Source organism: Streptomyces sp. NRRL S-244, assembly GCF_000717915.1.
GTDB lineage: Bacteria > Actinomycetota > Actinomycetes > Streptomycetales > Streptomycetaceae > Streptomyces.
The window spans coordinates 1-19,232 of record NZ_JOCX01000050.1; the positions used below are offsets into that span (position 1 = coordinate 1).

The 19,232-nt window shown below is 73.9% G+C and carries 17 protein-coding genes and 1 riboswitch; of the genes, 6 read left to right on the forward strand and 11 right to left on the reverse strand.

The annotated features are described in order from the left end of the window. Positions 1–79: 79 nt before the first annotated feature. The gene (gene cobC / locus IF02_RS0131555; RefSeq protein WP_078622450.1) at positions 80–1,510 is read right to left on the reverse strand and encodes an Rv2231c family pyridoxal phosphate-dependent protein CobC; all 1,431 of its coding nucleotides are present in this window, start codon (positions 1,508–1,510) and stop codon (positions 80–82) included. An 86-nt stretch (positions 1,511–1,596) separates the two neighbouring features. On the opposite strand from cobC, the gene IF02_RS0131560 reads away from it, so the two are divergent. Further along, positions 1,597–2,322: a ZIP family metal transporter gene (locus IF02_RS0131560; RefSeq protein WP_030163119.1), complete on the forward strand. Its 726-nt coding sequence runs from the start codon at positions 1,597–1,599 to the stop codon at positions 2,320–2,322. 2 nt (positions 2,323–2,324) lie between these two features. On the opposite strand, the gene IF02_RS0131565 is transcribed toward IF02_RS0131560, so the two are convergent. From IF02_RS0131565 to IF02_RS0131595, 7 genes are all read right to left on the reverse strand, one after another. Further along, positions 2,325–3,749: a cobyrinate a,c-diamide synthase gene (locus IF02_RS0131565; protein WP_030163121.1), complete on the reverse strand. Its 1,425-nt coding sequence runs from the start codon at positions 3,747–3,749 to the stop codon at positions 2,325–2,327. After that, the gene (gene cobO / locus IF02_RS0131570) at positions 3,743–4,342 is read right to left on the reverse strand and encodes a cob(I)yrinic acid a,c-diamide adenosyltransferase (RefSeq protein WP_030163123.1); all 600 of its coding nucleotides are present in this window, start codon (positions 4,340–4,342) and stop codon (positions 3,743–3,745) included. Before cobO ends, IF02_RS0131565 begins: the two co-directional genes overlap by 7 nt. After that, positions 4,342–6,489, reverse strand: coding sequence for a putative cobaltochelatase (locus IF02_RS0131575; protein WP_030163125.1), 2,148 nt, complete (start codon positions 6,487–6,489; stop codon positions 4,342–4,344). Before IF02_RS0131575 ends, cobO begins: the two co-directional genes overlap by 1 nt. A 67-nt stretch (positions 6,490–6,556) precedes the next feature. Next, positions 6,557–8,101, reverse strand: coding sequence for a cobyric acid synthase (locus tag IF02_RS0131580; protein WP_030163128.1), 1,545 nt, complete (start codon positions 8,099–8,101; stop codon positions 6,557–6,559). Further along, positions 8,098–9,057: a cobalamin biosynthesis protein gene (locus IF02_RS0131585; protein ID WP_030163130.1), complete on the reverse strand. Its 960-nt coding sequence runs from the start codon at positions 9,055–9,057 to the stop codon at positions 8,098–8,100. Before IF02_RS0131585 ends, IF02_RS0131580 begins: the two co-directional genes overlap by 4 nt. Positions 9,058–9,094: 37 nt before the next feature. Beyond that, positions 9,095–9,253, reverse strand: a riboswitch (cobalamin riboswitch). A gap of 124 nt (positions 9,254–9,377) precedes the next feature. Beyond that, the gene (locus tag IF02_RS0131590) at positions 9,378–9,599 is read right to left on the reverse strand and encodes a hypothetical protein (protein WP_030163133.1); all 222 of its coding nucleotides are present in this window, start codon (positions 9,597–9,599) and stop codon (positions 9,378–9,380) included. 28 nt (positions 9,600–9,627) lie between these two features. Then, a complete protein-coding gene (locus IF02_RS0131595) occupies positions 9,628–10,920 on the reverse strand; it encodes an inorganic phosphate transporter (protein ID WP_030163135.1) in 1,293 nt (430 codons plus the stop codon). 355 nt (positions 10,921–11,275) lie between these two features. Here IF02_RS0131595 and IF02_RS0131600 point away from each other — a divergent pair, with 355 nt between their 5' ends. Both IF02_RS0131600 and IF02_RS0131605 read left to right on the forward strand, forming a co-directional pair. Further along, positions 11,276–12,406: an alpha/beta hydrolase family protein gene (locus IF02_RS0131600; protein ID WP_030163138.1), complete on the forward strand. Its 1,131-nt coding sequence runs from the start codon at positions 11,276–11,278 to the stop codon at positions 12,404–12,406. A gap of 117 nt (positions 12,407–12,523) precedes the next feature. Continuing rightward, on the forward strand, positions 12,524–13,999 hold the full coding sequence (locus IF02_RS0131605) for a hypothetical protein (protein ID WP_078622451.1): 1,476 nt from the start codon (positions 12,524–12,526) through the stop codon (positions 13,997–13,999). A gap of 63 nt (positions 14,000–14,062) precedes the next feature. Here the strand turns inward: IF02_RS0131605 and IF02_RS0131610 are convergent, their stop codons facing one another. Continuing rightward, complete coding sequence (locus tag IF02_RS0131610; protein ID WP_030163141.1) at positions 14,063–14,458, reverse strand: VOC family protein; 396 nt, start codon at positions 14,456–14,458, stop codon at positions 14,063–14,065. Between the two features lie 60 nt (positions 14,459–14,518). Beyond that, complete coding sequence (locus tag IF02_RS0131615; RefSeq protein ID WP_030163143.1) at positions 14,519–15,409, reverse strand: neutral zinc metallopeptidase; 891 nt, start codon at positions 15,407–15,409, stop codon at positions 14,519–14,521. Positions 15,410–15,657: 248 nt separating this feature from the next. On the opposite strand from IF02_RS0131615, the gene IF02_RS0131620 reads away from it, so the two are divergent. The 3 genes from IF02_RS0131620 to IF02_RS0131630 all read left to right on the forward strand — a co-directional run bounded on the left by IF02_RS0131620 (position 15,658) and on the right by IF02_RS0131630 (position 18,773). After that, complete coding sequence (locus tag IF02_RS0131620) at positions 15,658–17,256, forward strand: ABC-F family ATP-binding cassette domain-containing protein (protein WP_030163145.1); 1,599 nt, start codon at positions 15,658–15,660, stop codon at positions 17,254–17,256. Between the two features lie 352 nt (positions 17,257–17,608). Continuing rightward, positions 17,609–17,830: a helix-turn-helix domain-containing protein gene (locus IF02_RS0131625; RefSeq protein ID WP_030163146.1), complete on the forward strand. Its 222-nt coding sequence runs from the start codon at positions 17,609–17,611 to the stop codon at positions 17,828–17,830. A 163-nt stretch (positions 17,831–17,993) separates the two neighbouring features. Next, the gene (locus tag IF02_RS0131630) at positions 17,994–18,773 is read left to right on the forward strand and encodes an enoyl-CoA hydratase/isomerase family protein (protein ID WP_030163148.1); all 780 of its coding nucleotides are present in this window, start codon (positions 17,994–17,996) and stop codon (positions 18,771–18,773) included. Between the two features lie 2 nt (positions 18,774–18,775). Here the strand turns inward: IF02_RS0131630 and IF02_RS0131635 are convergent. After that, a partial coding sequence (locus IF02_RS0131635; protein WP_030163150.1) for a zinc-binding dehydrogenase occupies positions 18,776–19,232 on the reverse strand: 457 nt, incomplete at its 5' end.

Here is a 19,232-nt window from a genome sequence, read left to right on the forward strand (position 1 = left end):
GGGCCCGGGTCCGCCCGCCGCAGGTGGGGCGGGCGGGGCCCGGACCAGCGCGCCGCAAGGGGGACGGACGGGGCCCGGATCAGCGCGCCGTCAGCGCCAGGGCGTGGTCCATGGCCTGGAGCAGGCGGCCCGTCGTGGCCCGGTCGCGCACCGCCAGCCGGAGCCAGGACTGGTCCAGGCCCGGGAAGGTGTCCCCGCGGCGGACCGCGAAGCCGAGGGCGCGCAGCCGGGTGCGGACCTCCGCACCGCCCGCCACCTGGATCAGGACGAACGGCCCCTCCGCCACCCCCGACACCTCGATCTCCTCGAACTCCGCGAGCCCCGCCAGCAGATGCGCCCGGTCCACCGCGATCTGCCGGGCCGCCGCCTCCGCCTCCGCCAGCGCCGCCGGGGCCACACAGGCCTCCGCCGCCACCAACGCCGGTGTGGACACCGGCCACAGCGGCTGCGCCGCCGCCAGCTTCGCGATCACCCGCGGCTCGGCCAGCACGTAGCCGATCCGCAGCCCCGCCAGCCCCCACGTCTTGGTCAGGCTCCGCAGCACCACCAGACCCGGCACGTCCGTCCGCCCGGCCAGCGCCTCCCGCTCACCCGGGACCGCGTCCATGAACGCCTCGTCCACGACCAGGATCCGGCCCGGCCGGGCCAGCGCGGTCAGCGCCGCCGCCGGGTGCAGGACCGACGTCGGGTTGGTCGGGTTGCCGACCACCACCAGGTCCGCGTCCTCGGGCACCGCCGCCGGGTCCAGCCGGAACCCGTCCGCCGCCCGCAGCACCACCCGCTCCACCGTGTGCCCCGCGTCGCGCAGCGCCGCCTCCGGCTCCGTGAACTGCGGGTGCACCACCACCGGCCGCTGCGCGCCCAGGGCCCGCGCGATCAGTACGAACGCCTCCGCGGCCCCCGCCGTCAACAGCACCCGGTCGACCGGCAGCCCGTGCCGGGCCGCCACCGCCGCGCGGGCCGCCCGCCCGTCGGGATACGCGGAGAGGGAGTCGAGCGAGGCCGCGATGCGCCGCTTGAGCCAGTCCGGCGGAGTGTGCGCCCGTACGTTGACCGCGAGGTCCACCAGCGCGCCGCCGTCTCCGCGCACCTCCGCGTCCCCGTGATGGCGCAGGTCGTGCGCCTGCGCGGTGGCCACGGCGCAGGTCGCCGCCACCGAGCGGCGCTTCGGTACGAGCAGTTCCCCGCCGCCCGCGAGCGCCGCGGCCTCCGCCACCGAGGAGGTCCCGGCGGCATCGCGCACCGCATCGGAGGGGTGCGGTACGGGGATGCCGGCCAACTCCTCGGCGGGATAGCTGAGCAGGGGTACGCCGAAACGTTCCGCCGCGCCCGTGAGCCCCGCCTCGCCCGCCTTCGACTCCACCGTGGCCAGCGCCTTCACCGCCCCGGCGGCCAGCCCGGCCCCCCGCAGCGTCTCCTCGACGAGGGCGCAGACCTCCGCCACGGAGACCCCCGCGCGTCCGCCGACCCCGACCACCAGCTGCGTCGCGTACTCGCCCACCGGGATCATGCCCCCTCCGTAGTCGTCAATGGTGCGTGGACCGCCGCCCGCGCGCGCACGTGCGCACGGGGCGAGGAGTCGGTATTCAGGGGCACATGGCCGTGATCGTGGCGCTGGGCGCGTTCCTGATGACCCTGGCGGGCGGGTGGACGGCGCAGCGCGTCACCGACCGCCGCCACCTCGTGCTGGGCCTGGCGGGCGGGCTGATGCTCGGCGTCGTGGGCCTCGACCTGCTGCCGGAGTCGCTGCACGCGGCCGGCCGCAAGGTGTTCGGGGTCCCGCTCGCCCTGCTGCTCTTCGTGGCCGGGTTCCTGATCGCGCACGTCGTGGAACGCCTGCTGGCGGTACGGCAGGCCGCGCACGGCGCCGAGAACGGGGGCCGCGTCCCCGAGGTCGGGCTGACGGCGGCCTCGGCGATGGTCGGCCACAGCTTCGCCGACGGCGTGGCCCTGGGCGCGGCCTTCCAGGTCGGCGGCGGGATGGGCGTGGCCGTGTCGCTGGCCGTCATCACGCACGACTTCGCCGACGGGTTCAACACGTACACGCTCACCCGGCTGTACGGGAACGCCCGCCGCAAGGCCCTGATGATGCTCTTCGCGGACGCGGTGGCCCCCGTGCTGGGCGCGGTGTCCACTCTGCTGTTCACCCTTCCGGAGGAACCGCTGGGAGCGTACCTCGGCTTCTTCGGCGGAGCCCTGCTGTACCTGGCGGCCGCCGAGATCCTGCCGGAGGCGCACCACAAGCACCCCGCCCTGTCCACGCTGATGTGCACGGTGGGCGGGGTGGCCGGGATCTGGCTGGTGGTGGGCCTCGCGGACTGAACTCACCTGGCCCGCGCCGCGGCTTCCGTGAACCGAAGGGCCACGGAGGGCTGCGCCGCCCAGTGCGTGTGCAGGTAGCTGGCGTGCACCCCCTGCTGTACGAAGCCCTCGACCCGGCGTTCGGGATGCGTGAACCCCCACGCGGGGGCGGCGCCGGCACCGGGCTCGATCACCGTGCGGTGGAACTCGTGCCCGCGCAGCCGGGTACCGGTGGCGGCGAGGGCGCTGTCCGACACCGCGACGGCCTCGCGGTAGCCGAGGGTCAGCCGCTCCGACATGCGCGCGTCGGCGTCGAGCACCCCGCACATGGGCTTGCCGTCCAGGGAGCGGGCGAGGTACAGCAGCCCGGCGCACTCGGCGGCGACGGGCCCGCCGGCCGCGGCGAAGCCCGCGACGGCCTCGCGGAGCGGCGCGTTGGCGGCGAGCTCGGGGGCGTACACCTCGGGGAACCCGCCTCCGATCACCAGGCCGGTGGTTCCCTCGGGCAGGGCCTCGTCCCTGAGCGGGTCGAAGGTGACGACCTCCGCTCCGGCGGCGGTGAGCAGCTCGGCGTGCTCGGCGTACGAGAACGTGAACGCGGGCCCGCCCGCGACGGCGATGACGGGTCCGCCGCCGAGGCCCGACGGGTGTGGAGCCGGACTCTGCGGATGTGGAGCCGGACTCTGCCCGGTGGCGCCGCCGAACAGCGCCTGCTCAGGGTCCCAGGCCTCGCAGGCCAGCGGCGGCGCCGTCCGGGCCAGGGCCATCAGGGCCTCCAGATCGCAGCCCGCCCGGACCTGGTCCGCCAGGGCGGCGACCGAGGACAGGGCATCGGTGCGCCGCTCGGCGACCGGGACCAGGCCCAGATGCCGCGACGGCGCGGCCACCTGCGGGGCCCGCCGCAGGACGCCGAGCACCGGCATCCCGGCCTCCTCCAGCGCCTCCCGCAGCATCGCCTCGTGCCGGTCGGACCCGACCTTGTTCAGGATCACGCCGCCCAGCCGCACCTGCGGGTCGAACGACGCGAAGCCGTGCACCAGCGCCGCCACCGACCGCGACTGCGACGAGGCGTCGACCACCAGGACCACCGGCGCCCGCAGCACCTTCGCGACCTGCGCCGTCGACGCCAGCTCACCCCGCCCCGCGGCCCCGTCGTACAGGCCCATCACGCCCTCGACGATCGCGAGATCGCACCCCGCGGCCCCGTGCGCGAACAGCGGGGCGACCAGCTCCGGTCCGCACATGAACGCGTCCAGGTTGCGCCCCGGCCGGCCCGTGGCCAGCGCGTGGTAGCCGGGGTCGATGTAGTCGGGCCCGGCCTTGTGCGGGGACACGGCGAGGCCGCGCTCCGAGAAGGCCGCCATCAGGCCCGTGGCGACGGTGGTCTTGCCGCTGCCGGAGGACGGCGCGGCAATGACCAGCCGGGGGATGTGGAGCGAAGTCACCACTCGATGCCCTTCTGGCCCTTCTGGCCCGCGTCCATCGGGTGCTTGACCTTAGTCATCTCCGTGACCAGGTCCGCGAACTCCACCAGCTTCTCAGGCGCGTTGCGCCCCGTGATCACCACGTGCTGGGTACCGGGCCGGTTCCGCAGCACCTCGATGACCTCGTCGACGTCGATCCAGCCCCAGTGCATCGGGTACGCGAACTCGTCCAGCACGTACAGCTTGTGCGTCTCGGCGGCCAGGTCGCGCTTGACCTGCTCCCAGCCTTCCTTGGCCGCCTGCTCGTTGTCGAGCTGCGCGTCCCGCTGGACCCAGGACCAGCCCTCGCCCATCTTGTGCCAGACGACCGGGCCGCCCTCGCCGGAGGCGCCGAGCACCTTGAGCGCGTTCTCCTCGCCGACCTTCCACTTCGCCGACTTGACGAACTGGAACACCCCGATCGGCCAGCCCTGGTTCCAGGCGCGCAGCGCCAGCCCGAAGGCCGCCGTCGACTTGCCCTTGCCCGGGCCGGTGTGGACGAAGACGAGCGGGCGGTTGCGGCGCTGGCGCGTCGTGAGTCCGTCGTCCGGAACGACGGTCGGCTGTCCCTGCGGCATTACGCGGCCCTCCTGTGGGTGTCTGATGCGGTACGTACGTTCTTCACGAGCCCGGCCAGCGAGTCGGCCCGCAGCCCGTCGAGCGTGACGGCGGGCCCGCCGAGGTCGGTGGCCAGTACGCCGGCCAGCCCCAGCCGGACCGGCCCCGACTCGCAGTCCACGACCACCGACGCGACGCCCTCGGCCTGGAGCAGCCGGGCGCTGCGGCCCGCGAGCTCCCGCGGGTCCCCGCCGGTGGAACCGGCCGGTCCGGTCGAACCGGCCGAGGTGGCCCGCCCGTCGGTGACGACCACGAGCAGCGGGCGGCGGCTGGGATCGCGCAGCCGCTCGATCCGCAGCACCTCGTGGGCCTTCAGCAGGCCGGCGGCGAGCGGGGTGCGCCCGCCCGTCGGCAGCTGTTCGAGCCGGGCCGCCGCCGCGTCCACCGAGGAGGTGGGCGGCAGCGCGAGCTCCGCGGCGGCGCCCCGGAAGGTGATCAGACCGACCTTGTCCCGGCGCTGGTAGGCGTCCAGCAGCAGCGAGAGCACCGCGCCCTTGACCGCGCTCATGCGCTGCCGGGCCGCCATCGAGCCGGAGGCGTCGACCACGAACAGGACCAGGTTGCCCTCGCGGCCCTCCCGGGTGGCCTGGCGCAGGTCGTCCTTGCGGACGACGAGCCCGCGCCCGGTGCGCCCGCGCGCCTTCTGGTGCGGGGCGGCGGCCTGGACGGTCGCGGCGAGGTGCAGCTTCGTCAGGTGGCCGCGGGGGCGCTGGGCGCCGGTGGTCCGGCCGTGCGCGGTGCGGGCGCGCGAACGCCGCCCGGACGCGCCCTCGCCGAGGCCGGGCACGCTGAGCATCTTCGTCCGGAACGGCTCGGCGGCCCGTACCGCGGCCTGCTCGGGCGCGGCGCCCTCCTGGGAGGCGGGCTGGGGGGCGGGGGCCTCCGGTGCGTCCGGGGCCGACGGGGCCGGATCGTCCTGTGTGTCGGGGGTCTCGGGGGTCTCGGGGGTCTCCGGGGCCTCGGGCGCCTCGGGACCGCCCTGCGGGGGGACCCCGCCGCCCCCGCCGTCCGGACCGCCGTCTTCCGGACCGCCGTCGTCGGGGCCGCTGTCGTCCGGGCCCTCGGGCTCCGGGTCGGGCTCGTTCTCCGGCTCCTCGTCGGGGAACCGGTCCAGGATCTCGTCGAGCTTGTCCTCGTCGAGGCCCGGCGCGTCGAAGGGGTTGCGGCGCCGCCGGTGGGGGAGCGCCAGCAGCGCGGCCTGCCGCACGTCCTCCTTGCGGACGTCGGTCCGCCCGGCCCACGCGGCCAGCGCGGTCGCGGTGCGGGCCATCACGATGTCGGCGCGCATTCCGTCGACCTCGAAGCCGGCGCAGGTCGCGGCGATCTGGAGCAGGGAGGCGTCCCCGAGGCGGACCTGGGGGAGCAGGGCGCGGGCGGCCACGACACGGGCGCGGACGTCGTGCTCGTCGCCGGCCCAGCGGGTGGCGAAGGCGGCCGGGTCGTCCTCGTACGCGAGCCGGCGGCGCACCACCTCGACGCGCTGGGCGGGCTCGCGGGAGGCCGCCACCTCGACGGTGAGCCCGAACCGGTCGAGGAGCTGCGGGCGGAGCTCGCCCTCCTCGGGGTTCATGGTGCCGACGAGCAGGAAGCGGGCGGCGTGGCGTACGGAGACGCCCTCGCGCTCGACGTAGGAGGCGCCCATCGCCGCGGCGTCGAGGAGGAGGTCGATGAGGTGGTCGTGGAGGAGGTTGACCTCGTCGACGTACAGGATCCCGCGGTGCGCGTCGGCGAGCAGGCCGGGCTCGAAGGCCTTCACGCCCTCGGCGAGGGCCCGTTCGATGTCGAGGGCGCCGACGAGCCGGTCCTCGGAGGCGCCGACGGGCAGCTCGACCATGCGCGCGGGCCGGGCGGCCGCGGGGCCCGCTTCGTGGGGGCCGTCGGGACAGGCCGGGTCGGGGGCGGCGGGGGCGCAGGAGAAACGGCAGCCGGGGATGACGTCGACCTGCGGCAGCAGCGCGGACAGCGCGCGGACGGCGGTGGACTTCGCGGTCCCCTTCTCGCCGCGCACGAGTACGCCGCCGACCGCCGGGCTCACGGCGTTGAGCAGGAGCGCCAGCCGCAGGTCGGTCTGGCCGACCACTGCGGTGAACGGGTAGGGCGTGCTCATGCGATGCCTCTCTCTGTGCGGGTACGGATATGCGGGCGCGGGCCGTTGAGAACGCGGGCCGCCGCCGTCACGGGGCGCCCGGGGGGAGGAACGGGAGGCCCGCGGGGGCGCCGCCCTCGATCAGGCGGAGCAGGCCGTCGGTGTCCGCGTGCTCGGCGATCAGGTCGCCGAGCAGGTCCAGCTGCTCCTCGCGGAGGGAGGAGAAGGAGGTGTCCGGGGACGGGACGAAGCGGCGGCCCGACGCCGAGGCCACCTCGCGCAGGAACGCCCGCCGGAAGCCGTCCGACTCCAGCGAGCCGTGCCAGTGCGTGCCCCACACCGAGCCGACCCGGCAGCCTTCCAAACTGCGTCCATCGTCATCGGAGATGAACGCCTCCCCACCCAGGACCTCGGCCACCCCGTGGTGGATCTCGTACCCGTCGACCTCCTCGCCGAGCGCGGTCCCGGAAGGCCGTGCCAGGGTCTTCTCCCGCTCGAAGCGGATCCGCACCGGCAGCAGGCCCAGCCCGTGCACCGAGCCCGCCCGCGACTCGACCTCGTCCTCGATGTGCTCGCCGAGCACCTGGAAGCCGCCGCAGATGCCCAGCACGGGCCGGCCCTCCGCGGCCCTGCGCAGCAGCGCGTCCGCCAGGCCGCGCTCGCGCAGCCACTCCAGGGCCTTCACCGTGCCCCGGGTGCCCGGCACCACCACCAGGTCCGCGTCGACCAGTTCCTCGGCCCGGTCCACGAACCGCACCACCACGCCCGGCTCCGCAGCCAGCGCGTCGACGTCCGTGAAGTTCGACATCAGCGGCACCGCGCACACCGCGACCCGCAGCACGTCCTCGCCGACCGGCGGGGCCACGACCGACTCGCGCACCGCGCCCCGCAGGGAGACCCGGAGCCCGTCCTCCTCGTCGATGCCCAGACCGTGCTGGAAGGGGAGCACGCCGTACGTGCCGCGCCCGGTCAGGGAGCGCAGCATCTCCATGCCGGGCTCCAGCAGCGACACGTCGCCGCGGAACTTGTTGACCATGTACCCCGCGATCAGCGACTGGTCCTCCGGTGACAGCAGTGCCGTCGTCCCGAAGAACGAGGCGAAGACCCCGCCCCGGTCGATGTCCCCGACCACGACCACCGGGAACCGCGCGGCCCGCGCGATGCCCATGTTCACGATGTCGGTCCGGCGCAGGTTGATCTCGGCCGGACTGCCCGCCCCCTCGCAGATCACGGCGTCATACGTGCCCCGCAGCTGCTCCAGACAGTCCGTGACGACACCGAGAAGCTGCTCCTGCCTGCCCCCGTGGTAGCCGCGGGCGCTCATCTCGCCCACCGGCTTGCCCAGCAGCACCACCTGGCTGCTGCGGTCGCTGCCGGGCTTGAGCAGCACCGGGTTCATCAGCGCCGTCGGCTCCACGCGCGCCGCCTGCGCCTGCATCGCCTGCGCGCGCCCGATCTCGGCGCCCTCGCGCGTCACGAACGAGTTCAGCGACATGTTCTGCGCCTTGAACGGCGCCACCTTCACGCCCTGCCGGGCCAGCCAGCGGCAGATGCCCGCCGTGACCACGCTCTTGCCCGCGTCCGATGTGGTGCCCGCGACGAGGAGTCCCCCGCCGAGCTTCCCGCCGCTCATCCGCGTCCCTTCCGTATGCCGTGCGACACCGCACAGCGCAGTGCCACACACGCCCCCAGCGCCAGCCACGTCACCCGACGCGACAGCCGCACCGCACGTTCGATGTCCGCGACCTGAACCGGCCGCCCCGCCTCGCCGTTCAGCACGGCCCGGTGCTCGACCCGCCCCCCGTAGGCCAGGGTGCCCCCCAGCCGTACGCCGAGCGCCCCGGCGAAGGAGGCCTCCACGGGACCGGCGTTCGGGCTCGGGTGTGCGGCGGCGTCCGCCCGCCAGGCCCGTACGGCTCCCCGCCGGTCGGGACCGGCCAGTACGGCGGCCAGGGCGGTCAGCCGGGCGCCCGGCCAGCCCGCGAGGTCGTCGAGCCGGGCCGAGGCCCAGCCGTAGCGCAGGTAGCGCGGCGACTTGTGGCCGACCATCGCGTCCAGGGTGTTCACGGCGCGGAAGGCCAGCAGCCCCGGGACACCGGCTGCGGCGCCCCACACCAGGGCCCCGACCACCGCGTCGGAGGTGTTCTCGGCGACCGACTCCACGACGGCGCGGGCCATCTGCTGCTCGTCCAGGGCCTGCGGATCGCGCCCGCACAGGTGCGGCAGCCGCTCGCGGGCCACCTCGGCGTCCCCCGCGGCGAGCGCCCCGCCGATGGCGCGGGCCTCCCGGCCCAGCGAGGTGCCGCCGACGACGGCCCAGGTGGCCGCGGCGGTCAGGGCGATACGGGCGGCCGCGGGCCGGGAGCGCACGGCGCGGGCGCCCAGCGCGCCGACGGCGGCCGCGCCCCCGGCGCACAGGAGGGTGTGTACGACGCCCCGGCCGCGGTCGTCGCGCCACAGGGCGCGCTCGACGGCGGCGGCGGCTCGTCCGAAGGCGGCCACGGGGTGCCCTCGGCGCGGATCACCGAGGATCCGGTCGCCGATCAGGCCCGCCGTGGCGCCGTACGCGAAGACGCGGTCGGCACGCATGGTGCAGGTATGTCCTCACTCAGGGTCCGCGCCCTGGTTCGACGTGTCCGGCGGTGGGAGTTCCTGGCTCCCGGGGTGCACGGCGTACGGGCCGCGTGCTCCCCGGTGACAGTGGCGGGACCGCGCCGGATTCGCACCGGACTTCCTCTCCATGCCGCCGTATTGGCTCGGGCAGTCCACCACGCACCGCGAAGGCCCGTCAACTCGCCGTTGACCTGCGGCGAGGCAGGTCACAGGCACGGGTCGCGGACGTACGAAAGCTCCCCCCGGGAAACCCGGGGGGAGCTTTCGTACGCCGTGCCCTGATCGGTCGGATCAGGTCAGCTGATGATCAGGTAGATCCCGTACCCCACGGCCGCCGCGACGAGCGCGAAGGAGGCGTACGCGCCGCTGCGGGCGAGGGTGGCGGTGCCGCCCTGCTCGGTGGCGGCCTCGTGCTTGGAGAGGCCCACCAGGCCCAGCGTGAACAGGGCCACGAGGCCGACGGTGGCGGAGAGGCTGACCCCGAAGACGGAGCCGAGTGCTGCCCAGTCGATCTTCATACTGCGGATTCCTCTGTCGTTCTCGGGGTCAGACCGCTGCGGCGGGAGCAGCGGGCGTGGCCGGTGCGGCCGCCGGGATGGTGGCCTTCAGGGCTTCGTCCGTGACCGCGGCGGTCGTACCGGCGGCTGCCTCGGCAGCCGCCTCGGCGGCCATGGTCGGCGGGACGGTGACGGCGGCCATGGCCGTGGTGACGACACCCGGCTCCTCGGCCGCGGCCGGCTGCACGTCGTTGACGTTGCTGTGGTCGACGACCTGGCGGCGCGAGATGACCCAGATGGCGAGGCAGGAGGCGACCAGGAAGAGCGCGACGGCGGCGACGCCGACGTCACCGGTGCGCATGACCAGCTCGGCACCGGAGGCGACGACGGCCGCGGCCGGCAGGGTCAGGCCCCACGCGATGAACATGCGGGTGGCGGTGGACCAGCGGACCACACCGCCCTTGCGGCCCAGGCCCGCACCCATGACGGCGCCGGAGCACGCGTGGGTGGTGGAGAGGGAGAAGCCGAGGGTGGAGGAGGCCAGGATGACGCTCGCGGCCGAGGTCTGGGCGGCGAAGCCCTGCTGCGGCTGGAGGTCGGTCAGGCCGCTGCCCATGGTGCGGATGATGCGCCAGCCGCCCAGGGAGGTGCCCAGGGCGATGGCCAGGCCGGCGGAGACGATGACCCAGACCGGCGGGTTGGCGCCGGAGTCCAGAGCGCCGCCGGCGATGAGCGCCAGGGTGATGATGCCCATCGTCTTCTGCGCGTCGTTGGTGCCGTGCGCGAGGGAGACGAGACCGGCCGAGGCGATCTGCCCGGCGCGGTAGCCCTTGGTGGCGGTCTTGCCGCCGACCTTGCCGCCGAGCTTGTACGTGACCTTGGCGGCCAGCATCGCGGCCACACCGGCCACGATCGGCGCGGCGACCGCGGGGAGCAGCACCTTGGTGACGAGCGTGTCGCCGTTGACGGCGCCGAGGCCGGCGGAGGCGACGGCCGCGCCGACCAGGCCGCCCATCAGCGCGTGGGAGGAGCTGGAGGGCAGTCCGACCAGCCAGGTGACGAGGTTCCAGAGGATCGCGCCGACCAGGGCCGCGAAGATCACTTCTGGCTGGATGCCCTCTTCGTTGACCAGGCCCTTGGAGATCGTCTTGGCGACCTCCACGGACATGAACGCGCCGACGAGGTTGAGCACGGCGGACATGGCCACCGCCGTCTTGGGCTTGAGGGCGCCGGTCGAGATGGTGGTGGCCATCGCGTTGGCTGTGTCGTGGAAACCGTTCGTGAAGTCGAACACGAGAGCGGTAATGATCACGATCCCGAGGAGAAGCGTTATGTGCTCCATTTACCCAGGCTTCTGTTTGACGTCAGTGGCTCGGCGACCGTAGGCAACCTGGATGAACGGAAGGTGAACTGACTCGGGCGGAGCGGTGTACTGGCCCGTCGTGCCATCGGGACCTTCATCCCCATTTTGCGGCTGATACGGCGATTAATGCACGTCAAAGCCCGGTGACCGGGTGGCTCCACAAGGGGCCCGAGGCCCCCGGGCCCGCCCCGGAGGGGTTCGCGGGGAGACGTAGATCACTCTGCGCCCGCAGGTCCGCCGGGCCGCCCGGTCATCTCTTCCCGCCCCCGCCCGGCCGCAATCGGAGCATTCCGCTCCAGTGGCCCGTCCGCCCTCCCGCCGCGACACTGGAGCCGTGCCTTCCGCCACAGCGACGGCCGCGGCCGTCGCGACCACTCTCGTCGGGGCCGGCGCCGCCGCGGTCGCGGCCGGCCGGTACGCCGCCGACGCCGCCCTGCGGCACGAGCCCGGCCGCCCTCTGCCCGGCGGGCCGCGGCTCAGCGTCCACTCCAGCGGCTCCGGGCGGATCACGCTGACCCGCTCGCTGGCCTCCCTGCGCCCCGGCACGTACGGGCTCTGCGCCCCCGGGGTGCACGCCGTGGTCGGATCCGTCCTCGACGGGGTCGACCACGGCCCGGACGCCGTCGTACGCCGGCTGCTCGCCGTCACCCACGGCAGCCTCGACCCCGGCGCCCGGGTCACCCTCACCCCCGAGGTCCACGTCGGGAACCCCCGTACCGCCCTGGGCCTCGACCACGCCGACGTGGACGTCCCCGGAGAGCTCGGCGGGCTGCCCGCCTGGTTCGTGCCCGCCGACCGCGACACCTGGGTGATCACCGTGCACGGGCTCGGCGCCGGCCGCGAGCACCCGATGGTGGTCATGCCGTTCCTGCACCGCCAGCGGATGCCCGTCCTCGACCTCGCCTACCGCGGCGACCTCGGGGCCCCCGCCTCACCGGACGGTCTCGGCCACCTCGGCGAATCGGAGTGGCGGGACGTGGACGCCGCCATCCGCTACGCCGTGCGCTACGGCGCCCGCCGGGTCGTCCTGCACGGCTGGTCCACCGGGGCCGCCATGGCCCTGCACGCCGCCGAGCGCTCGGCCCTCGCCGACCGGATCTCCGGGCTCGTACTGGACTCGCCGGTGCTCGACTGGCACACCACCCTGCGCGCACTCATCGCCGCCCGCCGCACCCCGGCCGCGCTGGTTCCGTTCGCCGTACGGGCCGCCGAGGGACGCGCCGGGCTGCGCGCCGACCGGGCGGCGCCCGGGTCGGACCCCGCGGCGCTGCGCGTCCCGGTCCTGATCTTCCACGGCCCGGACGACACGCTCGCCCCGTGGGAGCCCTCGCGCCGGCTCGCCGACGCCCGCCCCGACCTGGTCACGCTGCGGACCGTCCGCGAAGCCCCGCACGGGGCCATGTGGAACGCGGATCCGGCCGGATACGAGGAAGCCCTGAGGCGCTTTCTGACCCCTCTTATGTGAAGGCCGTGTGCCGGACGGGACAGGGAGGGGTCATTCTCCCGGTATGTCCCCCTGTCGAGTGGCGATAATGGCTGGTTCCGTTTGGGCTTTCGGCCGGTGACGGGCGAGACTGCTTCCGTGACGTCCCGAAAGCCTGATGAGCAGTTGGCTCGCGACTCCAGACTCCGACTCGTCTCCCCGCGTTCCGTCGCCGCGGCCCGCAAGGCGGTGACCGACCGACGCGCCCGTCCCGCTTCCCGGCCCCCGGCGGGCACCCCGGCCACGGCCGAACTCGCGAGCCGGGCCCGGGCCTCGCTGGCCGACGCGGTACGGCTCGCCCGCTGGGCCGAGCTCAACCTCGGTGCCGGCGACGGAGGCAGGCCCGCCCCGGCGGGAGCGCTGCCCGCCGCCGACGTCGAACGCGCCGCCGGTGAACTGAACCTGACACACGGGCAGATCCGGGTCGGCTGGGACCGCGCCCGGCTCGCCGGCCTCGTCGAGGTGCACGGCGGCCAGGCCCGGCCCGGCTGGCGGCTGCGCGCCTGGGACCGCGACGACACCGCCGTACTGCGCGGCTGGGTCGCCCTGTTCGACGCCTGGTCGCTGGTCCACCCGGCGCCCGCCGACATCGCGCCCGCGGTCGTCGCGGAGGTGGTCGAGGCGATGCCCCAACTGCTCTCCCTGCTCCAGCTGTCGGCCGGTCCCGTGACCGTCCCGGACCTGCTGGACCTGCTCGGGCAGCGGGTCACCGAACTGCGCGACGAGCGCTGCGAGATCCCGTACGACGCCCCAGCGCGCGAGACCCCGCCCGCCGACGGGACGCCGGCCACCGACGGGACAGCGGCCACCGCCTCTGCGGCCGACCCCGAGGCCATCGGCCACGCGGCGCCCGTCCCGCTCGCGCGGCTGCTGCGCTGGGCGCTCGGCGGGCTCGCCGCCGTCGACGCCGTCACCCTCGGCCCCGCGCAGGCCGCCCTCACCCCGCTCGGCAGCTGGGCCGTCTGGGTCAAGCTCGAACAGATCTGCGTCGCCGCGCAGAGCCCCGCCGGGAACATCGAGCAGTCCGCCGCCGCGATGCTGCACGGCTGCGCCCGGCTCACCCCCGGACCGGCCCGCGCCGAGTACCGGGCCTGGCTCGCCGCCCGGCCCGTCGGCCACGCCGTCAGCGAACTGCTGCACGCCGCCCGCGGCGAGGACGCCCTGCTGCGCGGGCTCGCCTTCGAGGCCCTGCGCGTGGTCGGCGCCCCGGCCGAACCCGAGGTGCGCGCCGCCGTACGCGACGCGGCCCTGCGGCCCTACGCCCTGCTCTGGCTCGCCGAGCACGACGGGGTCGATCCCGACGAGGCGCAGGACGTGCTCACCGCCGAGGAGACGACCTGGCTCTGGGTGGACACGGCGGCCGCCATCGCCGACCACGGCGAGGCGGACCTGCTGGCACGCCACCTCGACTCGGCGGTCCGGACCACCGTCCCGCGGCTGCTGGACGAGGTCCGCGCGGTCGGCCATCCGCGCACCGTCCAGGTCCTGGTCGCCCTGGCGGCCGCGCACCCGGATCCGGCCCTGGCCAAGGCGGTCCGCCGGGCCGCCTTCCAGGTCCACACCGGCGGCGCGTAGCGCCCGCGGCGGTCCGTACGGAGGAACAGAGGGACAGAGGAGCAGAGGAACGCGCCGCGGGTCTCAGACCTGCGGCGCGTACGTCCCGAAGCTCCAGATGTTGCCCTCGGCGTCCTTGGCCATGTAGTCGCGGGATCCGTAGTCCTGGTCGGTGGGCTCCATCAGGATCTCCACGCCGTGCTCCGCGGCCCGCCGGTGATGGGCGTCCACATCGTCGACCACCACGTAGACCCCCACGGGCCCGCCGTCCCCCATGGACTTGTCGAAGACGCTGCCGGTGCCCTTGCTGCCCAGCATCACCAGGCCGTTTCCGTACGCCAGCTCCGCGTGCATCACCGAGCCGTCCTCGCCCTCGTACACCGCGACCTGACTGAAGCCGAATGCCTCGGTCAGCAGCTTGATGGCCGCCTTCGCGTCGCGATATCGCAGCGTGGGACAGATGGACGGAACGCCTGCCATGACGACCACTCCCTCTCGTGACGGTGACCTGCGTCACAGCATGGCAGGCACCGCCGACAGTCAGCGGAAGGTGTTGCACTGGGCCATGTCGCCCGTGCGGTAGCCCTGGTAGAACCACTGCTGGCGCTGCTGGGCCGAGCCGTGCGTCCAGGACTCCGGGGTCACCCGGCCCTGGAACTTCTCCTGGATCCGGTCGTCGCCGACCGCGGCCGCCGCGTTCAGGCCGTCCCTGATGTCCTGGTCGGTCAGCCTGGTGATCAGCGGCCGGCCCGAGGACTTGTCCGGGGTCGTCGTCGCGTTGTGCGCCCACACCCCGGCGTAGCAGTCGGCCTGCAGCTCGACCTTGACCGCGTTGCTGTTCGCGCCCGGCTGTCCGCCCTGCGCCTTCTGCAGGGTTCCGGTCAGGTTCTGGATGTGGTGCCCGTACTCGTGGGCGACGACGTAGGCCTGGGCGAACGGGCCGCCGCTCGCGCCGAACTTCGTCCTCAGGTCGTCGAAGAAGCCGAGGTCCAGGTAGACCTGCCGGTCGGCAGGGCAGTAGAAGGGGCCGACCGCCTTGGTGGCGGTGCCGCAGGCGGTGTCCACGCGGTCCTTGAAGAAGACCGTCGACGCCGGGGTGTAGCGCCCGCCGCGCCGGGTGAACTCGTTCTTCCAGAAGTCCTGGGTGCTGTTGACGACCGCGACCAGCCGGCAGTCCTCGCGGGTGTTGGCGTCCCGGCCCTTCTTGCAGGACTGCTCCACCTGGTCGACGGACGACGAGGTCGCCGCCGACTCCGGGTTGCCGGAGGAGAGCCCCAGCTGGTCCGGGCCCACGCCGAAGATCAGCGCGAGGACCAGTGCGATGAGGCCCGCGATACCGCCGCCGATCGTCGCCCGCCCGCCCGGGACGCGGCTGCCGCGCTGGTCCTTGACCTGGGAGGTGTCCAGATCGGCGTCGTCGTCGAACTGCATCCCGCACCGCCTCGATTCAACGTGGCCGCCCCTGCGGCGAGTATCACCCGGTCCATCCTGATACGCGCCGCGGCCCACCGGGGCGGTCCATACGCCGAACGGGGGGCATGTCAAGGGCCGGGCGCCCCCCAAACCGGTTGCGCACCCCCGGTAGAATGAATCCCATGGCAAATCTCCTCGCGGATTAGCGGCGTCGAAGCATCGCGTCCTGCCCCCCTTCCGCCGTCCCCCCGCCCTGGAGTATTTCCGTGATCACCGCCACCGGCGTCGAGCTGCGCGCCGGCGCCCGCGTCCTCATCGAGTCCGCCTCCTTCCGCATCGCCAAGGGCGACCGCATCGGCCTGGTCGGCCGCAACGGAGCGGGCAAGACCACGCTCACCAAGTGCCTCGCCGGCGAGGGCCAGCCCGCCGCCGGGTCCATCGCCCGCTCGGGCGAGGTCGGCTACCTCCCGCAGGACCCGCGCACCGGCGACCTCGACGTCCTGGCCCGCGACCGGATCCTGTCCGCCCGCGGCCTCGACGTCCTGCTCAAGAAGATGCGCATGAACGAGGAGCGCATCGCCACCGGCGCCGGCGCCACCCGCGAGAAGGCGCTCAAGCAGTACGAGCGCCAGGAGACCGAGTTCCTCACCAAGGGCGGGTACGCCGCCGAGTCCGAGGCCGCGACCATCTCGGCCGCCCTGAGCCTGCCCGACCGGGTCCTCGGCCAGCCGCTGCACACCCTCTCCGGCGGTCAGCGCCGCCGCGTCGAGCTCGCCCGGATCCTCTTCTCGGACGCCGACACCCTGCTCCTCGACGAGCCGACGAACCACCTCGACGCCGACTCGATCGTCTGGCTGCGCGACTACCTGAAGAACTACCGCGGCGGCTTCGTCGTGATCTCCCACGACGTGGACCTCGTCGAGACCGTGGTCAACAAGGTCTTCTACCTGGACGCCAACCGTTCGGTCATCGACATCTACAACATGGGCTGGAAGCTCTACCAGCAGCAGCGCGAGGCCGACGAGAAGCGCCGCAAGCGCGAGCGCCAGAACGCCGAGAAGAAGGCCGCGGCCCTGAACTCGCAGGCCGACAAGATGCGCGCCAAGGCCACCAAGACCGTCGCCGCCCAGAACATGGCCAAGCGCGCCGACCGGCTGCTCGCCGGCCTCGACGCCGTCCGCGTCTCCGACAAGGTCGCCAAGCTGCGCTTCCCGGACCCGGCGCCCTGCGGGAAGACCCCGCTGACCGCCGAGGGCCTGTCGAAGTCGTACGGCTCCCTGGAGATCTTCACCGACGTCGACCTGGCCATCGACAAGGGCTCCCGCGTCGTCATCCTCGGCCTCAACGGCGCCGGCAAGACCACGCTGCTGCGGCTGCTCGCGGGCACCGAGAAGCCGGACACCGGCGAGGTCACCCCCGGCCACGGCCTCAAGCTCGGCTACTACGCCCAGGAGCACGAGACGCTCGACCCCGAGCGCACGGTCCTGGAGAACATGCGCTCGGCCGCGCCCGACCTGGACCTGGTCGCCGTACGCAAGACGCTCGGCTCCTTCCTCTTCTCCGGCGATGACGTGGACAAGCCGGCCGGGGTCCTCTCCGGCGGCGAGAAGACCCGTCTGGCCCTGGCCACGCTGGTCGTCTCCTCCGCGAACGTGCTGCTCCTCGACGAGCCCACCAACAACCTGGACCCGGCCAGCCGCGAGGAGATCCTGGGCGCGCTGCGCACGTACAAGGGCGCGGTCATCCTCGTCACGCACGACGAGGGTGCGGTCGAGGCGCTGGAGCCGGAGCGGATCATCCTGCTCCCGGACGGCGTCGAGGACCTCTGGGGCCCGGACTACCGGGACCTCGTCGCCCTCGCCTGATCCCCCCGGAGCCGGTGATCCAGTTCCTTATGGATCATTCGGCTCAGGCGTGATCCATCATCTGAGTGAGACGGTCTCGTACCTCTGCGCTCTGTACGACGGCCCCGGCCGTGCCCGCCCGGGCACGCGGCCGGGGCCGCCGTTTTCTGCCGTCCGGCCCCTGACCTGGAGATTCCCGCCGAGGGTGGAGAAGTGTGACGGACGTCATGCAGCGGAAGAGAAGATTCCGTTCTGCTGATGTGTCCACGACTCGGGAAATGTCGTCGTACCGACCTTGCTGAATGGGTGGCCAGGAAGCCGGGGAGGGGTGATCATGAGAAGTCCAGAGCGCACTTCCCATGAGGAGGCACGGGTGGCCGAGACTCTGAAGAAGGGCAGCCGGGTAACCGGCGCCGCGCGCGACAAGCTCGCGGCAGACCTGAAGAAGAAGTACGACTCCGGTGCGAGTATCCGTGCGCTGGCCGAGGAAACCGGTCGGTCTTACGGATTCGTCCACCGGATGCTCAGTGAGTCCGGAGTCATTCTGCGTGGTCGCGGTGGCGCGACGCGCGGCAAGAAGGCGGCTTCGGCCTGACCCCGATCCCAGGCCGTCAGGCCCGGAGCCGGGGTGGATCACGCTCGCCTGCCCACACCGCAGTTCCTTCGGTGACCCCCGGTCGGCCGTCCGGCCGACCGGGTGGTTACTGTGCAGTCACTTAGGCCGGGATTGCGGCCGACTGCACACCGGAGGCACACCGATGGCTCTGCTCGACAAGGACGGCGTACGGCTCACCGTGGACGACTCGGTCGCGACGGTGACACTGACCAATCCGGCCAAGCGAAACGCTCAGTCCCCCGCGCTCTGGCGGGCGTTGGCGGAGGCCGGAAGGTCGTTGCCGGGCACCGTCCGGGTCGTGGTGCTGCGCGGTGAGGGCAAGTCCTTCTCCGCCGGACTCGACCGGCAGGCGTTCACCCCCGAGGGTTTCGAGGGTGAGCCGTCCTTCCTCGATCTGGCGCGCGGTTCGGACGAGCTGCTCGACTCCACCATTGCCGAGTACCAGGAGGCATTCACCTGGTGGCGGCGCAACGACATCGTCTCCATCGCCGCCGTACAGGGCCATGCGATCGGCGCCGGCTTCCAGCTCGCGCTGGCGTGTGACCTGCGCGTGGTCGCGGACGACGTGCAGTTCGCCATGCGCGAGACCAGCCTGGGTCTCGTGCCCGACCTGGCCGGGACGCAGCCGCTGACCTCGCTGGTCGGCTATGCCCGCGCGCTGGAGATCTGCGCGACGGGCCGCTTCGTGCATGCCGAGGAGGCGGAGCGGGTCGGGCTGGCCAACCTGGTCGTACCGGCCGATGAGCTGGACGCGGCGGTGCAGGACCTCACGACGGCGCTGCTGGCTCCGCCGCGCGATGCCGTCGTCGAGACGAAGGCCCTGCTCCGCGATGCCGGATCCCGGCCCTACGACGCCCAGCGCTCGGCGGAACGTGCCGCCCAGGCCCGCCGCCTGCGCGACCTGGCCGGCCTCTCGGACTGACCTCAGGGGATCAGGAGGGCTTTGCCCGGGATGGCGCGCGCCTCGATGGCGCGGTGGGCCTCCGCTGCTTCCGCCAGCGGGAACCTGCGTGCGATCACCGGGCGGAGCCGCCCCGCCGCCGCCTCGGCCAGGGCGTAGCCCGCCAGGCGGGTGATCTCCGCCGGCGGGAACTGGACCTCCGCGATCCCGCGCAGGGCGATCCCGCGCCGCCGGACATCCGCCGGGTCCAGCGCCGTGAAGCCGCCGCTCGGGGCGCCGTGCGCCGAGACCCGCCCGCCGTCCCGGACCAGCCCGAATCCGGCCAGGCCCAGCTCACCGCCGACCCCGTCCAGCAGGACGTCCACCGGACCGCCGACCGCCTCGGTCCAGCCCGGCTGCGTGTAGTCCACCGCCCGGTCCGCGCCCAGCTCCCGGATCAGCGCGAGCTCCCGCCCGCCCCGCGCCGCCCCCACCACGTAC